This is a genomic window from Bacillus paranthracis (genome assembly GCF_001883995.1).
GTDB classification, from domain to species: Bacteria; Bacillota; Bacilli; order Bacillales; family Bacillaceae_G; genus Bacillus_A; species Bacillus_A paranthracis.
Genome location: NZ_MACE01000051.1, coordinates 1 through 26,070 on the forward strand (window position 1 = coordinate 1; position 26,070 = coordinate 26,070).

At 33.9% G+C, this 26,070-nt stretch carries 22 protein-coding genes, 2 other RNA genes and 1 riboswitch; of the genes, 3 read left to right on the top strand and 21 right to left on the bottom strand.

The window, feature by feature from the left end:
* The coding region (locus tag BAQ46_RS21175) for a beta strand repeat-containing protein (protein WP_116777255.1) at window positions 1–4,738 on the top strand (4,738 nt) is incomplete at its 5' end.
* Window positions 4,739–4,849: 111 nt separating this feature from the next.
* Here the strand turns inward: BAQ46_RS21175 and BAQ46_RS21180 are convergent.
* The 15 genes from BAQ46_RS21180 to BAQ46_RS21250 all read right to left on the bottom strand — a co-directional run bounded on the left by BAQ46_RS21180 (window position 4,850) and on the right by BAQ46_RS21250 (window position 19,382).
* Window positions 4,850–6,397, bottom strand: coding sequence for a hypothetical protein (locus tag BAQ46_RS21180; RefSeq protein ID WP_071742705.1), 1,548 nt, complete (start codon window positions 6,395–6,397; stop codon window positions 4,850–4,852).
* 93 nt (window positions 6,398–6,490) lie between these two features.
* Window positions 6,491–7,543, bottom strand: coding sequence for a glycosyltransferase family 4 protein (locus tag BAQ46_RS21185; RefSeq protein WP_071742707.1), 1,053 nt, complete (start codon window positions 7,541–7,543; stop codon window positions 6,491–6,493).
* Window positions 7,540–8,340 carry a glycosyltransferase family 2 protein gene (locus tag BAQ46_RS21190; protein ID WP_071742709.1) on the bottom strand — a complete coding sequence of 267 codons (801 nt, stop codon included), beginning with the start codon at window positions 8,338–8,340 and terminating at the stop codon, window positions 7,540–7,542. Before BAQ46_RS21190 ends, BAQ46_RS21185 begins: the two co-directional genes overlap by 4 nt.
* Window positions 8,315–9,529, bottom strand: a complete 1,215-nt coding sequence (locus BAQ46_RS21195) for an O-antigen ligase family protein (RefSeq protein ID WP_071742710.1) — start codon at window positions 9,527–9,529, stop codon at window positions 8,315–8,317. Before BAQ46_RS21195 ends, BAQ46_RS21190 begins: the two co-directional genes overlap by 26 nt.
* A gap of 3 nt (window positions 9,530–9,532) precedes the next feature.
* On the bottom strand, window positions 9,533–10,969 hold the full coding sequence (locus BAQ46_RS21200) for an oligosaccharide flippase family protein (protein ID WP_071742712.1): 1,437 nt from the start codon (window positions 10,967–10,969) through the stop codon (window positions 9,533–9,535).
* 37 nt (window positions 10,970–11,006) lie between these two features.
* Complete coding sequence (locus BAQ46_RS21205; RefSeq protein WP_071742714.1) at window positions 11,007–11,645, bottom strand: sugar transferase; 639 nt, start codon at window positions 11,643–11,645, stop codon at window positions 11,007–11,009.
* A gap of 18 nt (window positions 11,646–11,663) precedes the next feature.
* On the bottom strand, window positions 11,664–12,284 hold the full coding sequence (locus BAQ46_RS21210) for a CpsD/CapB family tyrosine-protein kinase (RefSeq protein WP_041184092.1): 621 nt from the start codon (window positions 12,282–12,284) through the stop codon (window positions 11,664–11,666).
* The gene (locus BAQ46_RS21215) at window positions 12,271–13,014 is read right to left on the bottom strand and encodes a YveK family protein (RefSeq protein WP_061130692.1); all 744 of its coding nucleotides are present in this window, start codon (window positions 13,012–13,014) and stop codon (window positions 12,271–12,273) included. The genes BAQ46_RS21210 and BAQ46_RS21215 overlap by 14 nt, the downstream gene beginning before the upstream one ends.
* On the bottom strand, window positions 13,015–14,208 hold the full coding sequence (locus tag BAQ46_RS21220; RefSeq protein ID WP_061130693.1) for an acyltransferase family protein: 1,194 nt from the start codon (window positions 14,206–14,208) through the stop codon (window positions 13,015–13,017). It lies immediately after the preceding gene.
* Window positions 14,209–14,536: 328 nt separating this feature from the next.
* Entirely contained in the window at window positions 14,537–14,677 is a 141-nt protein-coding gene (locus BAQ46_RS21225; RefSeq protein WP_001228048.1) for an FbpB family small basic protein, read from the bottom strand.
* Window positions 14,678–15,034: 357 nt separating this feature from the next.
* Window positions 15,035–15,901, bottom strand: coding sequence for a 5'-3' exonuclease (locus BAQ46_RS21230; protein WP_000757054.1), 867 nt, complete (start codon window positions 15,899–15,901; stop codon window positions 15,035–15,037).
* Between the two features lie 130 nt (window positions 15,902–16,031).
* Window positions 16,032–16,757: a P-type ATPase actuator domain-containing protein gene (locus tag BAQ46_RS21235; RefSeq protein ID WP_000964968.1), complete on the bottom strand. Its 726-nt coding sequence runs from the start codon at window positions 16,755–16,757 to the stop codon at window positions 16,032–16,034.
* A 343-nt stretch (window positions 16,758–17,100) separates the two neighbouring features.
* Window positions 17,101–17,266: riboswitch (M-box (ykoK) riboswitch) on the bottom strand.
* Between the two features lie 183 nt (window positions 17,267–17,449).
* Window positions 17,450–17,836 (bottom strand): DUF350 domain-containing protein, encoded by a 387-nt coding sequence (locus BAQ46_RS21240; RefSeq protein ID WP_000606860.1) that lies wholly within the window; start codon window positions 17,834–17,836, stop codon window positions 17,450–17,452.
* Window positions 17,829–19,067 (bottom strand): glutathionylspermidine synthase family protein, encoded by a 1,239-nt coding sequence (locus BAQ46_RS21245; protein WP_061130694.1) that lies wholly within the window; start codon window positions 19,065–19,067, stop codon window positions 17,829–17,831. The genes BAQ46_RS21240 and BAQ46_RS21245 overlap by 8 nt, the downstream gene beginning before the upstream one ends.
* A 3-nt stretch (window positions 19,068–19,070) precedes the next feature.
* Window positions 19,071–19,382 carry a hypothetical protein gene (locus BAQ46_RS21250; RefSeq protein ID WP_000169022.1) on the bottom strand — a complete coding sequence of 104 codons (312 nt, stop codon included), beginning with the start codon at window positions 19,380–19,382 and terminating at the stop codon, window positions 19,071–19,073.
* An 83-nt stretch (window positions 19,383–19,465) separates the two neighbouring features.
* Between BAQ46_RS21250 and BAQ46_RS21255 the strand changes: the two genes are divergently transcribed.
* Window positions 19,466–19,915, top strand: a complete 450-nt coding sequence (locus BAQ46_RS21255) for a hypothetical protein (RefSeq protein WP_001235530.1) — start codon at window positions 19,466–19,468, stop codon at window positions 19,913–19,915.
* A 54-nt stretch (window positions 19,916–19,969) separates the two neighbouring features.
* On the opposite strand, the gene ssrS (BAQ46_RS21260) is transcribed toward BAQ46_RS21255, so the two are convergent.
* The 5 genes from ssrS (BAQ46_RS21260) to BAQ46_RS21280 form a co-directional block, all read right to left on the bottom strand.
* Window positions 19,970–20,153, bottom strand: a non-coding RNA gene (gene ssrS, locus BAQ46_RS21260) — 6S RNA.
* A gap of 21 nt (window positions 20,154–20,174) precedes the next feature.
* A non-coding RNA gene (gene ssrS / locus BAQ46_RS21265) (6S RNA) lies at window positions 20,175–20,357 on the bottom strand.
* Between the two features lie 116 nt (window positions 20,358–20,473).
* Window positions 20,474–21,307 (bottom strand): sulfurtransferase, encoded by an 834-nt coding sequence (locus tag BAQ46_RS21270; protein ID WP_061130695.1) that lies wholly within the window; start codon window positions 21,305–21,307, stop codon window positions 20,474–20,476.
* Window positions 21,308–21,309: 2 nt separating this feature from the next.
* Complete coding sequence (locus BAQ46_RS21275) at window positions 21,310–21,582, bottom strand: YpbS family protein (protein WP_000451811.1); 273 nt, start codon at window positions 21,580–21,582, stop codon at window positions 21,310–21,312.
* 21 nt (window positions 21,583–21,603) lie between these two features.
* Entirely contained in the window at window positions 21,604–22,071 is a 468-nt protein-coding gene (locus tag BAQ46_RS21280; protein ID WP_000219273.1) for a GNAT family N-acetyltransferase, read from the bottom strand.
* Window positions 22,072–22,143: 72 nt separating this feature from the next.
* On the opposite strand from BAQ46_RS21280, the gene BAQ46_RS21285 reads away from it, so the two are divergent.
* Window positions 22,144–22,398 carry a DUF3931 domain-containing protein gene (locus BAQ46_RS21285; protein WP_000369740.1) on the top strand — a complete coding sequence of 85 codons (255 nt, stop codon included), beginning with the start codon at window positions 22,144–22,146 and terminating at the stop codon, window positions 22,396–22,398.
* 3 nt (window positions 22,399–22,401) lie between these two features.
* Here BAQ46_RS21285 and BAQ46_RS21290 read toward each other — a convergent pair whose 3' ends face one another.
* Window positions 22,402–26,061 carry a dynamin family protein gene (locus BAQ46_RS21290; RefSeq protein ID WP_061130696.1) on the bottom strand — a complete coding sequence of 1,220 codons (3,660 nt, stop codon included), beginning with the start codon at window positions 26,059–26,061 and terminating at the stop codon, window positions 22,402–22,404.
* Window positions 26,062–26,070: the final 9 nt, after the last annotated feature.

Consider the following 26,070-nt stretch of genomic DNA (forward strand, 5'->3'; position numbering starts at 1 on the left):
AGGAACTGCATTTATTCCGAATAGCGTAACCATTAATGGCGTTTCAGCTCCAGGTGCCGATCCAAACGTAGGGATACCATTAAACTCCATAGCGCCTTCAGACATTATCACCATAACATTCCAAGTGATCGTTCAATCCATTCCAAGCGTGAATCCAATTTCTAATATAGCCCGTATTTCCTATACTTTTATCGCCGATCCAACCGCTCCTATCATCTCTCGAACAATAACGTCTAATCCAGCAGTCACACAAATTTCGGATGCGACTATCCTTTCTTTAAAAGGAGTCAATGCACAACAAGCAACAACAGGTGATATTTTGACTTATACGATAACGCTAGAGAATACCGGAAATATTCCTGCTTCAAATCTTATATTTTCAGATACTCTTCCAGAAGGGACTACATTCGTAGACAATAGTTTTACACTTAACGGAACAGCTATACTTGGTGCCAATCCAAATGCAGGTGTTACTTTGCCTAACCTAGCAGCAAACGCTACTCACCTTATTTCGTTCCAAATTCTTATTAACGATCCATTCTCGCAACAATCGATTACAAATCAATCCAATACAACATATACAATTCAACCAGATCCAGGGCAACCGCCTATTACGGAAACATCTACTAGTAATATCGTCATTACAAATTTCGTGCAAGCACAATTAACAATTACAAAAACATCCAATCCAACAACTGTAGATATTGGTGGAACGATCCTTTATATTTCTGAAGTGAAAAATATCGGCAATGTTGACGCAATAAATATTATTTTTACAGATTCGATTCCAGCTGGGACTACATTCGTTCCCGACAGTGTCACAATTAACGGTGTACTTCAGCCTGATACAAATCCAGAAAACGGAATATCAATTGGAACGATCCCATCAAATAGTTCCAAAACAATACTATTTCAAGTACAAACAAACAATCCACCTACTGAAACCGAAATTGTAAATCAATCTTCAGCAACGTACCAATATGTAAGCATTCCTACAGCTCCCCCAGTGAATCGCTCTGCAACCTCTAATATCGTTACAACATCACTTCAAAATGCAAATATTATTTCTGTTAAGCAGGCAGATGTTACTTTCGTATCCATCGGGCAAAATATTACCTACACAAATACACTACAAAATATAGGAACTGTTCCGGCTAACAATACATTGTTCATTGACAATATTCCAGAAGGTACGATATTCATTGAAGATAGCTTATCAATAAATAATGTCATTCAGCCTGGTGCGAACCCTGAAAATGGAATAACTCTTGGCACGATACAACCAGATGAAACAGTCACTATTTCATTCCAAGTACAACTTACAAGTATACCTCCTGGCAATACAGTCATTAACATTTCAGACACTTCGTATGAATACCAAATTGAGCCTAGTTCTCCAATTATTCAGCGTAGATCGTTATCAAATGCAGTAAATACTGAAATCCGTACAGCAAATATTAGTGCAATTAAATCCGCTAACAGATCTATTACACGCATCGGTCAAATCATCACATATACAGTCGCAGTTACAAACGCTGGTACAGTACCTATTACAAATACTCTCCTAATTGACGCAATTGCTGCTGGCACCACATTCATTCCAAATAGCATTCTTGTAGATGGTATACCAAGACCTAACGAGAATCCAATTACCGGAATCACCCTTAATATTATCCTTCCAAACAATACAATTATCGTTACATTCCAAGTAAATGTAGTCTCTATACCTCCTCAAAATAACATTAATAATATCGCCGTCATCCACTATGAGTATCAGCCAGACCCAAGCTTACCACCAATTTCAGAAACGACATCTTCCAATACTACAAATATACAATTTATTGATGCTATTCTTATCGCTACAAAATCTGCTAATACAATATTAGCTAATATTGATGAAACTATTGAATATACAGTACTCATTCAAAATAACGGATCCACTACAACTAACTCCATCTTTTTTACAGATACGATAGAAGATGGAACAGTCTTTATTCCAGGAAGTGTAATAGTTAACAACACGGTACTTCCTGCAGCAGATCCAAATATCGGTTTTTCTATTCCTAATATTGCGTCAAGTCAAGCGACTACAATAACGTTCCAAGTTTCCGTTACGAATTTACCTGCTGTAAACCCAACACCTAATACTGCAAACATCGTCTACGACTTTATTTTCAACCCTGATTTTGCACCAATTCAAAAATCGACTACTTCCAACACTACTTTCGTTCAAATTAATGATGCTGATATCGTTTCACTTAAAACCGTTGATTTAACTTCTGTAACAATTGGTGACATTTTAACTTATACAACAACTTTAACGAATACAGGGAATACAGATGCCACTGCTGTTGTATTTACAGACAATATTCCTGGTGGAACTACTTTTATTGACGGTAGCGTTTTAGTAAATAACATTCCGCAGCTTAACGCCAATCCAAGTACCGGTATACTTGTAGGAACGATTGCTCCTAACATTTCTATCCCAGTCACATTTTCTGTTACCGTCATAGCGCTTCCAGCTAGCGGCCATGTTCAAAATCAATCAACTTCTCGTTATACGATAAATGGAGAAGAACAAATATCGACTAGTAATATTACCTTCACTGAAGTTATTACTGCTACTGTAGTCGCAACAAAAACAACGCCTATCCAATACGGTGACCTACAAACGATTATCCCTTACACAATTTCCATCACAAACAACGGGAATATACAAGTAGAAAACATTATCGTGACAGATATCATCCCAGCAAATACGAACTTTATAGAGAACAGTGTTATTGCGAATGGCAACGCTCGTCCAAATGACAATCCACTTAGCGGGATACAAATTGATAACATTCCGCCTAATACAACAGCAACTATTCTATTCCAAGTACGTGTTACTTCGATCCCACAAACAAATCCAATTTCTAACACGAGTACAATTAAATTTCAATACACGTTACCAGATCGACCACCTATTACAGAAACTATTATTTCATCAGCTGCCGTAACAGAAATTAATCACGCGACTTTAAATAGTAATAAAGCTGTTGACCTGGCATTTGCAACTGTCGGTGATACGTTAACGTATACGATTACACTCAATCAAACTGGTAATGTTGCAGCAAATGATGTAGTCATTCAAGATATAATTCCTCAAGGTACCACATTTATAGAAAATAGCGTTATTGTAAACGGAAAAACGCTTCCGGGAGTTAATCCAGTAAGCGGTATACCAATTGACACTATAATTGTTGGTGGAGATGCTATCGCTTCATTCCAAGTTTTTGTGACTTCTATCCCAACACCAAATGAACTTAACAACAATGCAATTACTACCTTTAACTATACTGTCAATCCAAATAACGCACCTGTTACAAATACAACCACAACAAATACTGTTACAACAACCGTCCAAAATGATAATGTCATTGCGATAAAAGCTGTTGATTTCACGAGTGCCTTACCTGGTCAAACTTTAACGTACACCATTACGATTACTAATAGTGGTAATATCACTATTGAAGATCTTCTTCTAGTAGACACGGCACCAGTAGATACGACATTCGTTATTGGTAGTGTTACGATTAACGGAATCAATCAACCTAATGCGAATCCTGAAAATGGTATTACGCTAGGCAACCTTGCTCCAAACGAATCTGTTATTATTACATTCCAAGTGACAATATCTTCTTCTACTCTTCAATCTACAATCAATAACGATGCTACTATTTCCTATACACCTATTGTCGGTCCAACCGAACCTCCTATTACGATTACAAGGCAAATAAATACCGTTACAAAGCAAACAAATACTGTTACAACAATAATAGTTGATCCAATGGTTAGTATTGAAAAAACAGCCGATAAATCTATCGTGGCGACAGGGGACATCATAACTTTCACATTAGAGGTGATAAATCATTCACCAATTCCTACAATCAGTACTTCCGTCCTAGATATAATTCCAGCCGGTACAACATTTATAGAAAACAGCGTATCAATTAATGGTACTCAAGTTCCAAATATCCGTCCAGACACTGGTATGAATATCGGCTCTTTACCTGCAGATGGAGTAGCAACGATAACATTTAAAGTTCTTGTAACTTCTATTCCTTCAAACAGTACAATTATAAATTCTGCAACAGTTACAGCCGCTTTCCAATTGACACCACAGGATCCGATTATTACTTTCGTTGTTAATTCGAATATTGTTCGTATACCAGTTCAATTTGTAACTGCGGCAGTCACGAAAAACGCTTCCGTCAGCTCAGCTTATTTCAATCAATATTTTGATTACACGGTGCGTATTACAAATACTTCTGAGATTTCACTCTTAAATATTTCTTTACAGGATACTATTCCAGTAGGTTTACAATTTATGAGCGGCACCGTCTCCATTAACGGAGAACGCTCTCCACTAGCGAATCCGAATATCGGTTTCCTAGTTGCTACTAATTTAGAACCAAGCGAAACAATTATTGTGTTATTCACCGTACAAGTGATAAGTCCACCTGTTACTAATGAGTTTAAAAATACGGCTAATATTTCGTTACAACTTCAAGCCTCGCCTACCGATCCACCAATTACAGTAACCGTTACAAGTAACGAAAACATCGTCACTTTTGTTCCAGAAAACGAAGATGAAATAGTTCCAAATTTAAATTGCTTCTTTGACGGGGAACGTTTTATTCGCATTACTCCTCGGAATATACGAAACTACCTTTGGACTTGGATTTGGTGGCGTTAAATGAAACAAAAAGAGATTGTAGTTTGGTTGAAACCAAATTACAATCTCTTTTTCATTACCTTTATCGTCCTACTCAATAACTCGTCCAAGGATATACACTTAGGCATCGTCTCAAGTTAATTTAGTCGTAATAAGTTGACCTGCCTCATTAATTGTTACTTTCCATTTCGCTCCACTAACAGTCTTCATAATTATACCTTTACTTGCCTCTATTTCAATATCTCCAAACATTCTTCCGCCAGTTGTCGCTAACCAAGCATTCCCATTTTCCATCGACGATCTTGCAAACATACGATTAATCCGAAAACGCTTATGATCTTGAGAATAACCACTTAATGTAATTCTAACTTTATATAACTGATTCGCCTTCATATTCGATATAATTGTATCGCCTACATTTAATGGAACATCCGACGCAACAACCCAATTTCCAGTTGCACTTAATGCATATTCAACTTTAATTTTCTTCGGGCTCTCTCCCCACCCAAAATACATTCCAAAACAATTTAACATTTTGATTGGATTTTTCGTGAAATCTAGTTCAATCACAACTGGATTACTATCTGGAACATCAATATAGTTTACACTTTGTTCATCTATTAAATTAAAACAATTTGCGAGAGTCCCCCCGTACGGTAATTTCCCACTTACTTGCTTAACAGTATACTTCTGCTGAGCGTTTACTAAAATATCATCTTGATTCCCTATTAAATGTGGTTTATTTAACGTAATCGGTAACTGAATTCGAAGAGATTCTTCATAGGTAGACTTACAAACATTGTATTGCCCTTTATCTACAATAGTTGTAGAAAGTAAATTTGAAAAAAGGTAGTTACGATGCGAATTAGAAGAAAATTCAATGACAATCTGTTCACTACTCATCCGGTACGTATCCCAAATCATACAATCAAATGTATTATAGGCGCCGGTACAACGAATTACTTTTTTCGTTTGCTGTCTACATTGCACTTGAATATCATGAAACGTATTTCCTGAACTTTCATTTGGTAAATCACTGTTTCCATCAACTTCTATCCCATACTGACATCCATCAATAAATATAGATTGAAATACATTTGCGTTAATCCAGCAAGGTGTATTGATATCATCTATATATTCTGTCTTTAAATGTATTGCAGTTTGAAAGTTTTTAATTTGAATAAAGTTAACTTGAAAGAAACTAATATAATCCCATGCTTTTTGACAATAAAAGTGTATAGCCTTACCTTTATATGACGACGTTGCATTTATTATATTTATATTTGATATAAGAGAGTAATTAGGAACTTCTATTTGTTGTGAACCGGAAACATAAATAACAGCAGATTGAAACAGTGGATTTATAACTTGAACTGTACCACCTGTTATAGATGCATTTTGTTGCAGTTCAAACACATTAAAATCTCCATCGATTTGTAGCGTTACAGTAGGATCTAACTCTAATCTTACGTTTGATTTAATAATAATTGGCTTTACAATTTTATACGTATTTACCCCTGTAATTCTAACCGTCGAAATTCGATTCGCTACACAATAATTTATAGCTTGCTGAATTGCTAATGAGCTATCATTTCCTGAGTTCGGTACTGCTCCAAAACAATCAATATGAACGCTATTTTCTGGTGCACAATCTTCTTGGGAAGAAATATATTCTGACAAAATAAATTCACTCCTCATATTACCTTTTTCATATAATATGTGAGTTTTCTCTTAAAAGTTTCTATAATAAAAAAAAACAAACGACCTGTACAGTCATTTGTTTAATTCATATATACCTTTCGTTTCTTCTATCATTTTAGTTAACGAGAAATACCTCTCTGCTTTCTCTCGTGCTTTCAGTCTAATATCATTCACCTTTTCTTCATTCCCCTGTAGTTCCTCAAGTGCACTTGCAAATTCAGATTCACAATATTCATGTATCAAAACACCTGATTCTCCATTTATTACCGCTTCATTTATTCCGCCAACATCTATTGAAACAATTGGTGTCCCTGTAGCCATTGCTTCAATTACTACCATTGGAAACACTTCACGAAAAGATAATAAAAGTAAGGCATCCATATTTCCTATAAACCTATGCGGATCTGAAATATTCCCTAACATTGTTACCCTTTGTTGCAATCCATACTTTTCTATTTCGTTCATAATAGATTCTTTTTCTGGCCCATCACCAGCAATATAAAACAAAAAATCATCTCTTTTTTTCAACACATTTGCAATTTTTACAAATAGTTGATGGTTTTTCTCCTTGGATAGTCTAGCTAATATCCCTATTTTATAAATAGATTCTTTCTTTTTCTGTTGGAATAAAAACTTTTCTATATCCACACCGTTATAAATTGTCTTTACTTTCTCTTCAGCTACATGCATTGAAAGTAAGTTATTTTTTTCAAACTCACTTACTGTAATAATATTGTTCACATATTTATTCATGAAATAACGAAAAAGAATTGGCATTTTCTTTTCTAATATCGTTACATTATGTTTCGTATACACAATTTTCATCTTTTTTTTCATAAACTTTTGAAGTAGAAAAGCATATAATACCATTCGTAAACTATTGGCATGAATAAGTTCTATCTTTCGTTTACAAATTTCGTTTCGTAAGTAATAAATATTTCTCAAATGATTCCATCGGCTAAGTAACATAAAATTTTCTTTTCTAGTAAGAGATTCATATAGCTCTCCATCACCTGCAGCTGTATAAACCTTAAAATCCTCATAACGCAAATTACTTTCCAATTTACAGAAATAACTTTCAGCTCCGCCTGTTATCAATTTATCTGTCATCAAAAGTATATTCATAATTGCGTCTTCCCAACTACATGGATTTTATTTTTTCTATAGGCATGATAAGCATACTTACTAAAATAGTAAAAGATTTGCACTGCATTAAGACATTTTTGGTCTCTTAATAATTTCCAATACCGAAAAGCTGCTTTAATTTTATTTCTGGAAACCGAATTTGCTACAATTCGATACTTCGCTAATACTTGCTGTATCCCTTTCGCTTCATGCCCTTCATGTAATAATTTCAGCCATAACGCCGTATCTTCCGGCTGTACACTAGGCATTTCAATATGCGGAATTTTTTCACGATCAATTATTACTGTTAAACATCCGATAATTGTATTTCCTGCCAAACAATGATAGTCAACAGATTTCGGTACATTCACTTCTCGATTTAGTCCATTACCGTTTTCATCGATTAAACTATACGATGCATATGAAAAGGCCACACTCATTTCTTCCATAAATAACAATTGTGTCTTCAATTTATGCGGTAACCATATATCATCACTATCTAAAAAGGCAATATACCTTCCTCTCGCCTCTTGAATTGCTATATTCCGAGCCTTAGCAGCACCAATATTTTCTTTTAATGATACTAACCTAATACGCGAGTCTCCTTCTATTATCTCTTTAATTTTTGTAACAGATTCGTCAGTTGAAGCGTCATCAACGATAATCATCTCCCAATTTTCATATGATTGATTTTGTACAGATACAATCGTCTCACCTATAAATCGTATACTATTATAAGAAGGTGTTATTACAGAAACATGAGGCGCCTTATTATGTGCTGATAGACATTTTACCATCTATCTTTCCCCTTCCTTCATATATTGAAATGTACTTCACAACAATTGCTAAAAATAAAAAGAACGCTTCGTTAATAATGAGTGACAATGACATCATCTGAAATAAAAATGCAACCATAGTCAATAAAAGATACGGTTTTTCACGAAACAAAGTATACTGCGTTAACTTGAACATTAATACAAATAAAAAAGCGCTATATAAAAGAAAACCAATTGTACCCGATTCAGATAAAATTTCTAAAAATGTATTGTGCACATATAATTTTTCATTAAATTGAAATTCATAATAATTCGAAAAATTAAACGCACCGATTCCGATATATGGATTAGATAAATAATATTTAAAAGCTGCTTCCCATAATGTAAATCTGCCACTTCCATTATCATGCGAAAAATCAGAAATTCGTTTATTCAATATGTCATCCAATTGGCCACCCATTACACTATTCGATAAGCTAAAAATTACTACACTAAACAATAGTAAACTCATCATTATTTTTATTTTTTTTGCAAAACTAGAAGTACATACATATACAAAAATGACAAGCACAAGCGCTAATATTCCTCCCCTTGAAAAAGTTAATAAACTTGTCGTAACACATAAAATCAATCCTAAAATGTTCGTCATATTATGTAAATTTGTCATATAATACATAAAAAATATTGTATTATAAAAAATAAAAATGTTAGGATCATCTAGCAAACCAATTAATCTTGGATATCCTCTATCAACTAATAGTCCGGCAAAAATTTCTCTTTCTTCTCCACCGTATAACCCAAAGTGCTGTAAACCAACTATATAAAGTATTAAGCTTACAATATTAAATATAAATCCTACATAAAAAATGGATGATTCAAGTGTTGCTATTTCAATATTTCCTAATAAATTTCTCATTATAAAATAACAACCTAAAACAAGTAACACACCAAAAATCATACGAATGCTAGCATGTAAATATATAGAAAGAATTCCACTCAAACAATAGATGAAATAAAATAGTAAAAATACAACTTCATGAAAATATAGCTTTTGGATATGGAAGTTTTTAATTGTTAAACAAAAATATATGACTAAAAAAATCATATAGATCTTCAACGAAAATCCAATATATATATTGTATTTACTTAACATGACAAATAATATTAGAAGCATAATCCATTTCATCGACATTTTCATATTATTTTCCATATGCTATATCCCCTGTTTCGTAATATAATCCTTTTTGCGTGTTTTTGTTATAAACGAAAAAAGAAGTTTTTTCAGCTCATAATCATATAGGAATATACCAACTACTACGATTAACGTATTCAGAACGAGCGCAATGAAATGATATGTATGCAACATATATTGCACCCCAATAAAAGTTACGCCAAAATAAATTGTATAAGGTATGACAATTTGGAATACAATTTTCTTCCTCACTACACTTACTGCTATATACCCAATTAAAGCTACAATTTCAAATAAAACCATAGCATAAGCCGCTCCTATCACTCCACCAATACTACTAAAGCTATAAAGCATAATCCCCCCTATCACTAATGCTATACATTGCACAACAGTTCTTTTATTTTGACGCCCACTCGTTGTTAAGCCATCAGCTATAGCAATATTTAAACTTTGCAGCACAATGAGAAATGATAATATTTGGAGTGGCTCTACTGCATTGCTCCATTCCTCATGAAAAAATATAGAAATAAAGTATGGTGCTAAATAATATAAACCGATTGTCATACATATTCCCACAATCGCCATTGATTTCATTTGAAGTAAATTTAATTTCGTATGCTCTTCTAAATTATTCTGATTATAATGTTTAAAGAGCACTGGGAAAAATGCACCTGCAATCACTCCTGGCACTTGATATAAAGCTACTGGCATCCGGTACGCCACTGCAAAAACACCGACCATACTTAATGGCAATGTATAGTTGAGCAAGATAGGCGCTAATTGCGGGGTACTCATTATTAAAAAACCACTAATAATAAAAGGAGTTAATTGCCAAAATAATGCTTTATGGATTACGACTTTCATATTCATTTTCCTCTTTTTTCTCATGATATATATGCTGAACAAACCACCGATCATATACCCAAAAGCATATAAACGAGCTGTTACATACACCGGTAACTCTCCGAAAATACAAAAACATGTAATGATGATAACAACTGACGCTGATACAACTTTAATAAGTGCTATATACTTCATTCGTTCCATCAACTGAAAGTAGGCAATCCCTATATTTTGGAAAGTTAATCCTATTAACATGAAAAACATTACGTTTATCATCATGTAAATTACATTTCTATCCGCATACATATAATGAATAGCAATATAACCGATTATAGAAATAAAAATAAGTAGGATCATCCTTATTTTTATATACGACGATAAAATCTTCCCTAAGTCTACTCCATCTTTTGCCCCTTCTCGAAGAAACGTGTTAGTAAGTCCTAAATCTGTAAAAAATAACATAAAAAACGTCACTGCTATAGCAACACTAAACATCCCATAATTTTGTGCATTAAAAAAATTTGCTAAAGCAATTAAACTCACAGCCTGAAGAAGATTAGCTAAAATTGTGCTATAAAATAGATGGATAATATTATTTAAAATAGATCTACCCATACCTGCTCTCCTTTGCAAGCAACCTACTTACATATATTTATCTTGCACCATTACGGTTCAATACAATTAAAACAGTTTTACATAAAATACGAATATCCATCCTGATCGTTTTCATTTCAATATACTCCATGTCCAACTTCAATTTTTCTTTTGCATCAAGATTATATCCTCCATTTATTTGTGCCCATCCTGTTAACCCTGGTTTCACGATTAAGCGGTCTTTGAATTCTGGAATATACGTATCAAATTGTTTATAAAAATACTCTCTCTCTGGCCTAGGTCCAACAAAAGACATATCGCCTTTTAAAATATTGAAAAGTTGCGGCAATTCATCAATTCTCGTTTTTCTTATAAATGATCCAACTTTAGTAATTCTTGGATCATTTTCATCTGCCCACTGTGGTCCATTTATTTCAGCATCTGTTACCATCGACCTTAATTTAAATACATTAAATTTCTTCCCATTCATGCCTAAACGTTCTTGAAAATAAATTGGAGCTCCTGCTGTTTCGAAAACAATTATAATACAAAAAAACAACATAATTGGCAGCGTAACTAGTAACAATATGAGTGAAAATATAATATCAAACAAGCGCTTTATACTTCGATTCAAAATACTGGTCTTTTCTTGGGCCGGAATCGTATACAACTCGGCTTGATTTGTTTCACGAATCATAAATCGTTACCCCCACATTCAAGAATATAAAACTATACCTATTAATTCACATTCTTTCTTCTTTATATTTGCTATCACTTTTTGCACAGTACGTAGGGAATCTTTTCTCTTTTTAACTGCTAAGACCACTCCATCGCATTTTCCTGCAATCATGTGCGTAGCAGGAAGCTCAAATACTTCAGAGGAATACAAGAAAATGTAATCAAAATCTTCCTTCCATTTTGCAATTACATCATCAAATTCATCTGTAGCAACTAAAGGTGTACCGGTGTGTACTGTTTTTTTTGCAGGAATACAATATAAGTATTTAGATAAGTTACTAGAGAAAGTTTCATAACTACAGGAGGGATCGCTTATTATATCATTCACTGTTTTCGTATGGTTGCTTTGTAATAATAGATGTAGCTTAGGATCGGAAAAATTCACATCGATAAGTAACACCTTTTTTTTCATTTCTGCAAATACTAGCCCTATATTGACTATAAACGAGGCAACAACGCCTCTATCCTTCGTTGAACTAATTGTGAACACTTGTTTCCCCGATTTTTTTAACTCGTGATACAGCGTATAAAACTGCTCTTTCATTAAAGTATCATGCGGGTCAAATGGAAGCCGTTTCTTTGTCTTAAACATCGACATGTTCACCTCGATATATAGATGATTGCGAATCAACTTCTGTAAATTTCTTTTTTCTTTTCGGTTTCATATTTATGTAACCAATAACAGGGATTGTTGTTATTTTCTCCAAATCTTGTTCGACGTATATACGCTCATCAAAATAATCTCGAAATACAGCTAAACCTACCCCAACAAAAAAACTAACAAGTAAAGAAATAGGGATAATAAGTTGAAATTTCGGAAACAGTTTTTCAGCTTTTTCCTGTAACTCAGGGTCAGTTAATATTTTTACTCCCTGTACATTCGTATACTGCTGAAAGCTTTTTTGAGATTGTTCTGCCAGTGACTTTACAATTTCTTTTACAATTTTAGGATCCGAATCTTTTACTGTAACAGTAACAATTTGTGAATTGTCCATATTCACTACTGAAATCTTTTGAGCTAATTCGTAACTTGATTGCTCTAATTTCAAAGTTTTTTTGACGGTTGAAATAATAAGTGGACTTTTTAAAATATCAACATACGAAGTTACGAGTTGCTTATTTTCCTGTGTTTTATTTGCTGAATTTTCCTTATTAAACTCATCTAAATTCCCAACGAGAATTTGTGTTGAATATTGATATGAAGGCTTTAATACGTACATAGAGATAAGAATTAGAGAAACAGTTAAACAGCACATCGTCAAAATAATTGTTACTATCCTTCTTTTCAATAACTGTTGAAAATCCTTCATACTAATTTCTTGCTTCAATTATTTCACCGCCTTTGTCTGATTCATATTCTGCACATCATTCTTTACAGATAACTCTTTCTTCTTTCTATTCGCTTGCTTTGTTACATACTTTCCGACTCTGAATGCAAATTTTTCTACAAATATATAAGAAAGCATTGCAAGTATAAATGAAAAAACGAGTGAAAAAATTAAAATGATAGGCAACGGCAATATTTCATGAAGCATGTATATAAGGGAAAATAACGATATGATATGGTATAAATAAAGACTGTAAGAAATCTTCCCCAAATATAACAAGTATTTATTACGCAGCAACGATGACAAAGTTGATACTGCTAAACTTAATATGACAAATAAACATGCACTTATCGCTACTACGTAGTCTCGCAATATAAAATTATTGAGCACTTTAATTTCTCCGATAAGCCCTTCATACATATAAAGTAAAATCGCTAATAAAAACCATGCAATTTTCTCATTTTTAGTACGATTACTATAAAAAATTATTACATTATTTTTATACTTCGCAACTAGTGCTCCTAGTAAAAATAGCACCGTGTAATGTGGTGTTAACATATAGCTTGTTAATGTTAAACTCGAGCGAAATAAAAATAATATCGCAACAGAGCATATACTAAAACTAAACAATGTCAATAACGAATCCCTCAACGTTTTTCTTAAACAAACCATCAAAACTAACGGGAAAATGATTGATATTCGCATTTCATGAACAAGTGACCAAATTACGCCGTTATATGCATCTGTATTATATTTCCCAACCAATAATATATGCTGCACGATTAGGCTTAAAGAACTTTCAATCGTCCATGAGCGATTAAACCATTCACTTAAATGAGAAATTCCATATTCACTCATTGTAGTTTGGCATAAAATAGCTATAAGTATCGCTACGATATATGGAATATAAATTCTGCATATACGCTTTACAAGGAATGACCTATAGCTATCATAATTTTTTTGAATAGATTCATACAAAACAAATCCACTCAAAACAAAAAAGATAATAACAGATTCGTTACCACTACTAAAAACAAGACGAGCAGGTGTTTCTTTTAATAGATACATAACAAATGGTTTATTATCTTCATAACTGTAATTTTGAAATACTGAAAAAATCATTAAATGATGGCCAATCATTACTACTAATGAAGAAATCCCTCTAATTGAATCCAGTTCTTCATACCTATTCATCGCTTTATATCAACTCCTAATGAAATGATAATAATCATTTCAAAGCGACACCATTATTCATATTCCTCTCCTTTCTTTTCATTCCAATTTTTCATATTAAAATGATTTATAGCGTAATTTTTAATGTATTGTAACATTTTTTGTAATATTATGAATAGTTAATCCCTTTAATTGGTATATACCAATTTCAACCTCGAAAAATGAAAAAAATTGCTAGAAAAGCACTATAAAAATATCTTGTATATTTACAAGATTAAAGATAGGAATAGCATTTTTTCCAATATAAAATGAAAAAGATAGCCTTTATAGGCTATCTTTTTTATTTTATTTAATTACTAGCACCACTATATGCTACATGTCGTTTCTCAATTCGTTCCTCAATTTCTTTCATATTTTCTTTATTATTTAATAGTGATTGTTTATTTTCAATTAATAATTGTTTAAAAGATTTTCTCACTTTTTTTCTCATTTTCATTGTCCTCCTTGGGGGATGATTTATATAAAAGATAAAGAATTATCTGGTTGTTCTTATAATAATTGATTGTTGTGAATTCCATTTGAACTTCATATGAAAATTCCGTTTATTTTCTGACAACTTTGTGAACACTCAAAAAAGAGTCTCCTAAAACAATTTTATAGTCGTTTCATTCAATTACATAAATCGCCATTTGCATCATCTTATATCAATTTACCTTGTCGAAATATTTATATATTTTAAGCTGCATTCCATATACTTTCATCTACTAAAATTCTTTTTTTCAAAATAAAAAAGAAGGTGTCACCTAGTCTAAGTTCGACTTATGCAACATCCTTCTTTCCAAACTATTTACAGCATATTGATTAACATTTCAGGTCTTCCCCAATTCATTTCTTCACAAACGAATCGTAGTTTTTCTTCATCTATTGTGTGTAATCCTTCTTCTAGTGAACATGAAATTGGAACTTCACAATGAATTTGCGCTAATTGTAATGAAATATTTAAATTCTCTAAATCACTTTCGATCTTCGTACGTTGCGCTTTCGTTAATGATGCCACATTTTCTAGTACAGTTGCTACTGTACCATGTTCTTGAATAAGCTTATACGCTGTTTTTTCACCGATACCTTTTACACCTGGGTAATTATCGCTCGTATCTCCCATGAAAGCTTTCGCATGCACGATTTGCCACGGTTCTACACCTTTTTCTTCCATAATTTTCTCTGGTGTGTAATACTCGTAATTTCCAATTCCTTTGCGCAGAAGCATAACTGTAACGTTCTTATCAACAAGTTGAAGTAAATCCGTATCACCTGTTAAAATATAAACTTCCGCTTCATTGCAGTATTGTTTTGCTAGTGTACCGATACAATCATCCGCTTCATACCCTTTCATGCCGATAACTGGAACAGATAATTTTGCAGTCATTTCTTGCACTAGATCAAATTGCGGAATTAATTCTTCAGGTGGCGCTGCACGATTCGCTTTATAATTTGAGAACGACTCTGTTCTAAATGTTGTACTTCCCATATCCCAGCATGTTACGATGTGTGTCGGTTCAATTGCTTGCATTGCCGTTAATAAATGTTTCATATAACCATGAATCCCGTTTGTAGGGGTACCATCTTGTCGTTTCATAAACTGCCCGTAGACACTTGTTGCATAAAAAGCACGAAATAATAGTGCCATACCATCAACTAATAATACTTTTTTCATAATTCCTCTCCTACCAAAAAAAATAATAACCCCACGTCATCACGTAAGGTTATATAAATAGATTACCATTCTACGTTTTTCAACTTTGTCTATTATACATTGTTTTTGTATATTTAGCATCATTTACACATTAAGACGTTTTACTACAACAAGTATGAAGAATCCCTGTATACGTATTTTTCCCAGTTGAAACTACTACAGCTTTTGCATTTCCACTAACAATATACGTCCCTTTGAAACATACATTTTCAAGTTCAAGTGGATTATAGTCTTTCATTCTTTTCAAAGGAATAAATCGTTTGCGTTCAAGATGATAACAACTTTCAAATTTCTCAATACTTGCATCGTTTCCTGTTAGCACAGATTCATTTACTAATAGATCATTTGCATAAATGATACGTACATCTGCTGGTACTGTATCACCTTCTGAAAGGAAAATCATATCTCCTGGAACAAGCTCTTGTACTGGCAAATCCATCATTTTTAATTCACCGTTTAAACCTGTTACACTAGAACATTCTACTCGAGACACAGTAATCTTCTCACATTGTAATCCATCTCTCACATGTTGTTTTGAAAAACCTGGGATCATTCCACCTAGCTTCATCATCACTTCTGCAATACGAGCTCTTTTTGAAGTTAATTCATTTCGGCCGTATACTTGAATACGTTTTTGTGCCTCTTTCATAGATAATCCATCTCTTGTTGTTTTAAAATACGCAAATACAGATTTTACATCTCTCGTTGCGATTTCAATTAATAAATCTTTATTTTTTTGAAGCATCGTTTGTTCTTTCATTGATTTTTTGCTTAATTTATATGACGTGTTACCCACAGTTTTGTTTGCATATAACATATTATCGTCTCCTCCTTTACAACGTAGGAAGAAACGCTTTGTTTCTCAATTTATCCACTTTACGGTGAAAGTGTCTAGCGCCTAAACATACATATAAACGCTACATGATGATAAATATAGAGGGAGGAACAAGTCGTTTCCTGCCTACATCATATATTTTTGATTTGAAGTATATGGGTAACGGAACCGAGTCAGAATTTGACATGCTCCTCACCTCCTCGTTTTATTTTATAGTTTATACTATGAAATTACTCATAGCTTTGTAACAAAAAGACCCTTACTCCGAAAAGAGTAAAGGCCATGACATACACAAATAAACGATTCCTAATACAATTAGAAATCTACGGACCTCTCCCTCGCCGAGTTTTAGCACTGTATAGCATAGGTACATTACCAGCTACATTAAGAAAAACCTTAATTCGATCATTCCTGTTGACCCATTGGCGTCTCTCGACATTTTTGGGCAGTAGCATTTCTCTATACAGGAGCCTCACCTAACAGAGACTTATTTTTATTACATAGAAAATGTTACTCTTATTTAAAATAGATGTCAACACCTTGAATGGAATCTTTTCCTTATTACAACAACTCCCTCTCATATACATACTATTTCTCTTTCTACGTATCAAATGAATGAAGCACATATTTTAAAATTAGTAAAAATAAAAACCTTACGTTTAAACGTAAAGTTTTTAATAAGTTATACAACCAGCAATTACAATCCCAATTGAAAGCGATAAAAACATAAGAAAAAGACCGACCGCTTGATTATCTTCTTCAAGACTTTTATTTATATTAAAGCGTGGTGTAAGCCACTCAGCTAAATAAAAGACGATAATTTGAGCCAAAATCCCAACCGCTCCCCACGAAACCATATCAAGAAGTGAAATGGAATTAGCTGCTGTTGAATATAAAACAATAGCTAACCCCAGTAATCGCCCTCCAAGTACATAGCTTACTGCCTTATTCCCTTGGGCCATTAACTTAAATTCTTTTACTTTCGTTGTCACTTCCATCAGGAAAAGACCTATGCATAAAAGACCAAGTGTTACTGCTAAATATAATAAAAAATTAATCATATACTTCCTCCTTTTTTATACCTACTGGTAAATAGTACGATTCATTCCCCGTAATTTTTTCACCAGCACGAATACCGATACCACTTGCTTTTCCTGCAATTAAAAACGAACCAAACACATACGACAGTTTCTCCATCCCTTTCTCTGTTTCCAAAGATACGACTGGAAGTTCTGTATACTTTTGAAATATCGGCAGTGACGCTTTATACGTTTGGTGTGCATTTTGAATCATAATATTTTCGTCCTTATCACGAATGGTAATCGTGTCTCCCTCTCTACCAAATGAAGGTTTTTGAACGAAAGAACCTTTTCCTAAAAATAAATCTGGTTCTAAATATGTAGGTAACATATATTCTTTAATCCACTGTCGTTCCTCATTTGTATAAAAGACCTCTTCTTCTGCTAATCCCCAAATAAGACACTGAACTGATTTAGGCTGAAGTAAAAATGCTGACAAAGGATTTATAATAAACAGCTTTCCGGCTTTTACGAGTTGCAACAACTCCACACCTACCAAATCCCCTGTTTCAGGATCTTGATCCTCAATTAAATCTTCTATCGGATATGTTTGACGATATAAAACATCAATTTGCACTCCATCCCTATCCACTAAAGAATCTTTTGTAATTCTAAGTTCTGACATTGGCACGACTTTATTTTCAACACGGCATAACTGACTTAAATACATAGTCGTATTCCAATCCTCAATATGCTCATGATGCGCTGTAAAAACAACATTTGGGTTGTCTATTCCCTTTGTCGCTTCCATTACAGCTTTTGTAACACCAGAGGATAGCAATCGCTCTTGGCCTAAGTTTGGATCATCATAACCTAGCTTTTTACAAACTTCCCCATTCATTTGAAAGCATTCCATAATAAAGGTAGGTGTATCACTATTAAACTCAAGCATTTTCATTTGGTTATCGCCTGTTAAAACGAAATCAAATCGTGAAATAACAGATTCAGGATATAATCCTTTCATTCTAATGAACGATAAGCTTGCGGGGGGAAATCCAAGTTCAAGAAGCTGTTCGTCACTTAAATTACGCAAAAGTCTAGCAGTCTTAAAAAATATTTTCCCCATTCGTTCAGTTGCAACTTGTAATTGTTTCATAGTCTCATTTGTTATAGGAAAAACATGAAACAAACTATACTCACATTCATATAAATCCGACCAGAAATCCTGATATTTTGAATAAAACTCTTTTCGATCCCTTATGTATTGCGACATATGTTAGCCCCCAAATCCTCCCTTTGAACCGCTTCCAATTCCACCTTTAAATTCCGCAGACGATTGATACGATTTAAATGCCGATGAATTTTTAAAAGTGGATTTATTTTGATAGTATGTTCCGCCATAGAAATAATGTCCACGATAACCTGAACTACTATCATCACACTGCCATACCCCAAGTTCATCATCCCAATCCCAATCTGAACAACTTTTATCATTCGGTTTTGGGGGTAAATCTTGTGCGCAGCCAAATAAGGTGCCAGTCATTAAAGACGTTACGACACCACCTACTAGCCATTTCGTTTTTGTCACCTTCGCACTCCCCTTTATAAAATATATTTCTATTATATAAGAAGCCATGATAAAGTAGAAGAAAAAGGAAGAAGAGTGATGAAATGCGCTTAGAATATCGACTTAATGATGAAACAAAAGGGTATCCTGCTTTATGGAATTACACAAATATTTCTAATTCTGAAATTATCGCACGCATGACTTGTGAATATTTTATAAAAGATAAAAATACATATGTTGTTACTGCAACTTCAGTAGATCCAGATGGAACAGTAGTTATATATATTCAACAAGAAACTTTTTCTAACGACCCTTCAGATCCTACTTACTTCCACATCGGTTTTGAAATTAGAGAGCTAAAGGATACGAGTTCCAACTTGATTGAAAGTAAAGATGTATGGAACTATGAAGAAATTTTACCATCTCTTCATTCAGATATTATATATATTCAACAGGACGGCATGCATATGGAGTTTACTTTAGATTCAAGAGAGATTGATGAAGACAGAAAGTGCTACATTTATTATGGAAACTTCACAGGTGAATCGAGATAACATGGATATATGTATACAACAAAAAAACCTTACGTATAAAACGTAAGGTTTTTATATAGCCCCACATATGCCGTTATCTCTAGATGTCCATAAACCTGCTCTCACAGGTGGATGCTCTCACAAATGTTTGTAACTTCCTTCTTAAAAAGATGGCATGTTAGCTACATTTAAATATTGAACTTCCATATTAAACTTATTGGTTTAAGACATGCATAAGCTACGTACACCGTAGGAATTTTATATAATGTTAGTTGAAATAAGACCCCCGCAAGTGCCGCTCCTCGTAAATGTCCAAAAACCCGCTACTCGCAGGTGGATGCCCTCACAGTTACCGTACATCTTCCTCCACAAGGAAGGCTTGATGATGGTCACTAAATATTGAGCTTCCGTATAACTAACATCGGTTTTAGACATAAATAAGTTACGTACACCGCAGGATGTATTATTTACTTGTCGTTATATTATCACATTGTTTCCAATGTGTAAAATACAAAGTTTTTCGAGCAATCTCTTGCTTGTGACCTTATTTTAATACAAATTATTTTTGCATGCAAGTGATTAATCTTCTTCTTTTGCAATTTGATTTTCTGGATAAGAAATCCAATCACTCCAGCTACCTGCATACAATTTAACATTTTGAAATCCAGCTAATTTCAATGCAACGATATTTGGACATGCTGTAACACCAGAACCACAATATACAATTGTTTCCTTATCTTTCGAAAGATTTTGGAATCGTTCTTGTTGCTGAGCTTCATTCTTAAATTGTCCTGATTGCAGCATTCCATCCTTCCAAAAATAATTTACTGCTGTTGGAATGTGTCCTGCTTTCGGATCAACAAGTTCCTCTACACCAGCATAACGTTTTGGCTCTCTAGAATCAATTAACGTAACATCTGCACCTGCATAGATATTCTCTCTCACCGTTTCCATCGTTACAAGCATATGATTTTGTACATTTGCTTTGAATGCTTTTCGTTTAGCAACACAAATTTCTGTTGTTACTGGTAGTCCATTCTCTTTCCATGCTGGAAATCCACCATCTAATATATATACTTTCTCATGTCCTACATAGTTTAATAACCACCAAAGACGAGAAGCATTTGCACCCGCTTCACTGTCATATGCAATCACTGTCGTATGTTCATCAATACCAGCTCGCGACAGCTTGTCTGCAAACTCCTCAATATTTGGTAACGGGTGGCGACCACCATGTTCTGTTATAGGACTTGATAAATCTACATTCAAATCAAAATATAATGCATGAGGAATATGTTCCTCCTCATACTTTTCTCTACCCCAATTAGGATTCGCTAAATCAAAACGACAATCGATTATACGGACGTTCTCATCTTCTATATGCTCACGTAACCATTCGACTGTAACTAACATCTTTAACGACCTTCTTTCTCTTTCAAACGACTTACATACTCCATAACCATTTCTTTTGTAACATATTTACGCTCTAGTGTAACACCATTTTTTGCAAGAGCATTAATTTGCTTCGTTACAACATTAATGACATCAACCGAAAATTCTTTCCCATTTGACGCAAGAGATACGGCTGCTTCAATAGCTGCTTCACGCTGCGCATCTAATTGTAAACATGCTTTTACACTTTCATTTTGTTTACGAGAATGTGCTGTAATTGCTTTATGTACTTCCATCTTCTCTTCCCCCTAAATAAGTTATACGTTCTGATTTAATTCCATTGCAAGCCGAAACATATCACGGCATACAATCCCATTTTCAATAATCTCTTCTTCATAATGCTTCGAAAAGTAATCAAAATCAATAGAAAAAATACGAAATCCACATTTTTGATAGAAAGCAAGTTGTGAAACACTAGAATTGCCTGTACCAACTTCAAGTTTTGACATACCATATCCTTTAGCAGTTTCTATAGCATGACTTATTAGCTTCTTTCCAATCCCTTTTCCTTGCAAATGCTCTACAACCGCAATATTCATAATTTCCATCGTCTTCGGCCTTGTTTCCAAAATTACATATACACCGATTACATTATCCTCTTGCTTAGCTACGTATGTTAATCCTCTTTGTACATATGCACCAATTTGCTGTTCACTTGGATCAGCAAGTAGTAATAAAGACTTCGGTATAGCTTCTTTTGAAATACGTTCTATTACAACAGTCATAAAAAATTCCCCCTTCTCTATTGTTCTAAACCCTCCTTGTCTACCATAAGTAATAGAAAGGAGGGATTCACCATGGACAACAATGAGAAAAAATGCAACGTCATCTCTATTGATGGAAAGAAGAAGAAGAGCGACACGTATTCCTATCCAAAATTAGTAGTAGAAAATAAAACATATGAATTTTCTTCGTTCGTCTTATGCGGTGAAACACCAGACGGCAGACGACTCGTTCTTACTCATATGATTTCTACCGATGAATTTGCTGGATTTGTCAAATCTTTAGATACGGTACTACAAAAGAAAATCGAACGAATCTTTTTCTCATAACGACTACATCACATACATTTCTTTTTCAATCTCTACTAATTGCTTTTGCAATTGTTCTTTACTTTGTTCATATAGTGATACATCAATCGTTTCAGCCAATGCAAATAATACACTTTCATAATAATTCATCACATCTTGCTGCATCACTTTTTGGAATAAGTTCCATTTCAAATCCCACTCTTGCTTATAATGATGAACAAATAAATCTTTTTCATCAGCTACATAGTTTGATACGAGAGGTTCTAATACAGATTTAGCGTCTTCTTGCATAAAGGCTTTGTCATTCTTTTCAAAAAAGCTTTTCTCGTTTTTAAAGTGTGCCAATGCTTTTTTGAAATCTTTTATTTCAACTGAAGGAAACGGTTCTTTATGTGTAATATCTTTATATTCATATTCCACTGTTCCATTCATAGAAATTGATTCATTTTCTACTTTACAGTTCACCACAATTTCATTCTTTGCACGCTTCATCGCTTCATCTATCCATCTTTCAAGGCGTAATGATGTCGCACGCATTTCTTGTAATAAATCATGCTGAATAAATGCTACTAATTCCATAACACACTGCTGCAACTGCACTTTCACATTTCCATCCGTTCGAAGTGATGCTGGATTAATAAATTCAGTAAACACATCGTTATAACGTAGGAATAGACGTTGTTGCACGTAATAAAGCAATTCTTTCACTTCATTTTGCATCGCCTGTTCTTCAGCAAGCACACTATATGATGAAATAATATGAAGTAGTTGATCACGCTCTGCTTCATATTTTTTCGTTTGCTTCTCTTTCTCTTCATTCCCCTGCTTTGCACCATTTATCATATTTACTAACAGCTGATCTGCCCCTTGCAATGCACCATATAAAGCATGAACAGATACGAGCATTAAATCTCTCATCATAAAGGATGTAAATGATTCCTCGAACTTAGTAATCCCAGAGTTTTGTAAAATACCGTACTTCTCTTTCTCAATATTTTTTCCTTGTTTCTCTTCAAGCGCACATAAACTTGAAATTGCAAATAAACGTGGATTTCTAATACCGTATTGTAGTAGCTGGTCTGCGATATAACCTTTTACCATTTCAAGTTCTTCTTCAGACTCTGCTAAATCGGCCGCATTAATTAAGAAGAACATTTTATCAAGAGCAAAAGTATCCTTTACACGACCGAGCTGAATTAAAAATTCACGGTCAGCACGAGAGAACACGTGATTATAATACGTGACAAACAAAATAGCATCTGCGTTTTTAATATACTGGAACGCAACGTCTGTATGGCGGGCGTTAATAGAATCCGCTCCAGGTGTATCTACAAGCGCTACTCCTTGCCTTGTTAATGCACAATCATAATAAAGCTCCATGTACTCAACAAAACAAGATTTTTCTTCATTCGCTACATAATCAGAAAACTCTTCTAATGTAACTTGTACTTTCTCGCCTAAATGTGCAGAAACTGTATCATACCCTTTTTGTACTGCTCGTAAAAAGCTAAATGTTGTTTTTTGCTTCCCAGTTGGTGAAGGGTATTTCATAACTTTATCAATCTGTGCTAACGCTTCATCTAACGTAGTAATCTCATAATGAAACAGCTTATAAACAGCTTTCATATCTTCTAATAAGGCTTGCTTTGATTTAAATTGAACCATTACTGTTCCGTGTGGTTTTTCCTCTGTAACTGGCAAAATTTGATTAATCGTTGCCGTCGTCGGATTTGGTGACACTGGAAGTACTTTCTCACCAAGCAATGCATTGGCAAATGATGATTTCCCAGCACTAAAAGCTCCAAATAATGCTACTGTAAATTGTTTCGTTTCCACACGGCGCCTTTTTTCTATTACCTCTTGCTGTACATGTTTTAGCGCTGGCAATGGCTCTAATATCGTTTCAGCTTTCTTCACTTTCTCTAATATACGCTGAATATTTAAAGCTGCCGTTCCTTTTATCTCTTCCTCACGAGCCGTTACGTTATCATTTACAATTTCCTGCTCTTGTAGTGTGAATTTCTCACTAACAATTTGTTTTTTACTTTGCAATATCTCTTCTATTTGCAATCCTTCTGGTGTAGCAACACGATCATGCCAAACATTTTGTAAATAGCCTTCATATGCCTCCAAATTGTTACTGTATTGCAATTTCGTTTCTTTCGCCGTTTGCAACATCGTATATGTTTCAATCTCTTCTTCAATACGATCAACTGCTTCTTTTACCTTTTGCTTTAAAACGACTGCACTTTTATCAAAAATTTGCTGTGCTTTTGTAAAATAACGTTTCTTTAATTCATTCGCTACATCCGCTGTATAAAGAAGTAAGTAATCACCTGTGAAACCTGCACCTTGTTTAATTACTTCTGCTAACATTTCTGGTCCAAAAGCAATTTCTAAATCATATATGTCTTTCCCAATCTCTTCTGTAAACAACCCTTCTTCTTTTAAGAAGGCAACAATAAATTCTTTCACATGAAAATCAAGTTGCGTTTCGACAGTCTTTTGCAAAGCAGCATAAAAAGCATCTAAACGTCTCTGTTTTTCTTGCTCAGTCTTTCCTTTCGCAAATAGCAAACCAACTTTAAATTTTGTTAATTTTGTTTCTAAGTATGCATTTGCCAATTCTCTCATTTCAAATGGCATTAAATACGCGTTATCTAATATAGCTTGTAAGCCTTTTATAAATTCATTTCTCATTTGAGACTCTTTATTAGCCTCGCGATGTTTCATTTCCGTTAGCTCTTCTTTCTTTTCAACTATTTCTGAAATGGAAAGCGGTGATGCTAACTCTTCCTCATATTTCAAAAGAGCTTTTTCATTTTCAGAAAGAATAAACGAGAAATGTTCCCCCATTAAATATTCTGTTTCTCGCACCATTCCATCTCTTACATACTGCTCTTTTTCTTTCATAATAGAAGTAATTAACGTTTCTAGCTTTTCAATTTCATTATGTGGATGGTTCATCATTCGTAATGATGTATAATAAACTCCATCTACTTCAATATCCCAGTTAGAGAATGATTGTTTTACACTATCGCTATAATCTGCAAACGATAATTCATTTTCTTTATGTTTATCTATTTGATTTACAACGAGATAAACCGTTTTATTACGTTGTTTCAATTCTTTAACAAATTGTAAATTCACTTCCGATTGGACGTGATTATAATCCATCATATAAAAAATTACGTCTGCTAGATGCAGCGTTGATTCTGTCGCTAGTTGATGGGCATCATCTGTTGAATCAATCCCTGGTGTATCAACTAACATAACACCTTCAGGAATTGGTGCATCATTCCGATAAATATGAACACCAATTACCTCATCGCCATCTTTACAAATTTGTTTTAATTCTTCTGCTGAATATGCACCGTCATATTCGTACTGCTCTCCAGATTTAATCGTTACAACAACACGATCAAATCCCTTTTCAATTTTAACGACGTTAGCGCTTGTCGGAATTGGACTTGTCGGTAACAACTGCGCTTTATATAGATGATTCATCATCGTTGATTTCCCTGCTGAGAAGTGACCGCAGAATGCTATCATAAGCTGCTCTCGTTTATATTTTTGAATTACTTCAAACAACTTTAAACTATTCTCTGCATCGCCGTGTTTTTGCCACTCTTCATAAAAACAAACAAGCTTTTTCATACCGTTTGTCTGTACTATGTTTGTCATCCCCTTGTT